The organism is Collinsella aerofaciens, from assembly GCF_001405375.1.
GTDB lineage: Bacteria > Actinomycetota > Coriobacteriia > Coriobacteriales > Coriobacteriaceae > Collinsella > Collinsella aerofaciens_F.
The window spans coordinates 1-2,227 of the sequence record NZ_CYYP01000035.1 but is presented as its reverse complement, the minus strand read 5'-3'; the positions used below and the strand labels follow the sequence as shown (position 1 = coordinate 2,227).

Here is a 2,227-nt window from a genome sequence, read left to right as displayed (position 1 = left end):
TTCCTAGAACCTGTTGTTGTGGTGATTTCAGATTCTAGGACGAAGGCCGTTCTTCGTTAAACGGGCGCTAGGGTGTCACCCTTACACCAACATTTTCGACGCGATCCCAACTTGTATAGTAAATTCATCGCTCGCGTCGATTACGACCCTAATATCTCCGTAGGAAACACGCTCGGTAAATCATTGACACCCATAGCAAAAAGAACCCTTGCACTGGCATCTCTGCTGAGCGAGTCACTTAACTTAAGAGCTTCAAGCAGTATTTGGCGACGCAGCATCTTGTAATCATCCTCAGTTAGCACTAGCTCAAGATCGCCTAAGACACCCACCAAATTGACATCACGTGATGGAGACACCCTCGCGCAGAACAGGCGCTCGTCATGCGCGCAGATATTTCTGAAATCTTTAATATGATCGTACGCAAGTCTTAGCCTTCGTGGGCTGATGCGCTTATGGACTTCATGTGTCTCGAAATAAAGGTCAGAAAACGACTTGGCAATGGAATTTCTCATGCTTTCTGGTTGAAACTCGAAAAACTTGAATGCCTGGCCAAGCATTAGGTAATTCATAATAATCCATACCGGCGTATTGTCGTGATTATTTTCATAATGACGAATGTAGTCCCTTTTATAATCACTGTTCCATTTTTTAGACCTACATAGCACCTTCTCGAAATCACCGATAAGCGTGTCGATCTTTTTTCGATAGCCGGCCTCAGCCCGATAGGAATCTCTATCAAGGTATGCTTCTGGGTTATCTTTATGAGCCATGGCAAACCGATAAGAGCAGACGGTCTTAAGAACTGCTTCCGCCTTGTTAAAATACTCAAACATCAGCAGGCGCAAAGTTCGATCGAATTCGAATAGACGATAGATATCAGAAAACTTGGTCCCTTTTACGAAAACCTCTTGGCCAGAACCATCCCGTTGGTCAAGAAACAAATCCTTGTAGCCGTTAACAACCGGGTAGTATCCCTCGCGCTCCAGAACTAAACGAGTATCGTTATCGCATTCGAGCCCACGGCTTTCAAGAATAGCAATCTGCTCGGCAATAGATTTAAATGGCTTATCCATATGGGCCCCTTAAACGCGAAAACCGCCTTTCGGCGGTTCCCACGGACCAAGCCGGACGTACCGTCGCAAGGCCTCATCACAAGGCTTACTTTAAGGGAGAACTCGGGGTCCGTCAATCCAATACCACGAATCCCCCAAATCAGCCCTTTGAAGAGAACAAACAACCAATTCAGATGAAATAGCCCCAAGCTCGTATTTCGCCACAATGAAGAAGTCATTTAGCGACAACGGGCACGCTATTACGGGCTGTTGTCGCTATGGAGCCGAACCCTTATCCCCTCGGTGGGAAGGAATCGTGGCCATGGGAATCCCTTGCGCGGATTCTTCCGTCGCGACGATGGACAATCAACTCCGACTCTTGATTGGAGCAAATGCGTCGACCAAGATTTATCGCCTCGCTCTGGGTCGTCGTAACGAAGGAAGCGCGACTTGCCCCCTCGCCCTTAACCTGCCAATTGCCATCCGAACGCTTCGTAACGTGTTGATTTCTGCCTTTCATACTCACCTCGCCTTCAACTCTAAACTCGCCGATATGTCTACAGCATGAGATATGCGACAGATACCTTCGTGCCGTTTTCAAAAGTGTAGCCACTGGCGCGGACATTAAATGAAGCGAGCGCAACGAACACGTTGATCTTTTTGGCCTTCTGGCAGCCCTGCAAACCAAAGCGAAAGAGCAGAGAGGGCACTGAAGCTCACATCCAAAGAAGCCTATATCGACGACCTGATGGACAGGCACCTCTATATGAACGCAGCCGGCTACTGCCATGATCTACCCGGCGAGCAGGGCAATCCGCTGGAAGTGTCTTTAGCGTACGGGATGGGCATCTACGCCAACTGGCTCTTGCCAAGCGACATTGCAAAAAGCACCGTCGTGATTAGCAAGCGAATGATTGAAGGATACGGGTGCGCGCCGGCTGGATTTGCATCGCAAGGTGTAGCCACTTCAAGTCGCTTCTTCATCGAAGGAACGACTCAAAAATGGCGTACCCATGCACGGTCCCGTCTTCCATGGCTCCCCAACTGCACATCTGGCCGGCGATGCACTCCAAGGCAACCGGTAATGTCGAGAAAGTTGGTGTAGCGCCCGATCCGAAGTGAGTCGGCCCGGCGTCCTGGAATCTGGAATACGGTTGATATCCTATGCCGCCTCG

2 protein-coding genes are annotated in these 2,227 nt (G+C 49.4%); both read right to left on the bottom strand.

The features are described 5' to 3' along the window. Positions 1–140: 140 nt before the first annotated feature. The gene (locus ARB25_RS09610; RefSeq protein WP_055287681.1) at positions 141–1,073 is read right to left on the bottom strand and encodes an Abi family protein; all 933 of its coding nucleotides are present in this window, start codon (positions 1,071–1,073) and stop codon (positions 141–143) included. A 271-nt stretch (positions 1,074–1,344) separates the two neighbouring features. Further along, the gene (locus tag ARB25_RS10415; protein ID WP_082421967.1) at positions 1,345–1,572 is read right to left on the bottom strand and encodes a DUF2188 domain-containing protein; all 228 of its coding nucleotides are present in this window, start codon (positions 1,570–1,572) and stop codon (positions 1,345–1,347) included. Positions 1,573–2,227 lie beyond the last annotated feature (655 nt).

Excerpts from the sequence above, each read along its gene's own strand:
- ARB25_RS09610 (WP_055287681.1), bottom strand. The coding sequence starts at position 1,073 with ATGGATAAGCCATTTAAATCTATTGCCGAGCAGATTGCTATTCTTGAA.
- ARB25_RS10415 (WP_082421967.1), bottom strand. The coding sequence starts at position 1,572 with ATGAAAGGCAGAAATCAACACGTTACGAAGCGTTCGGATGGCAATTGG.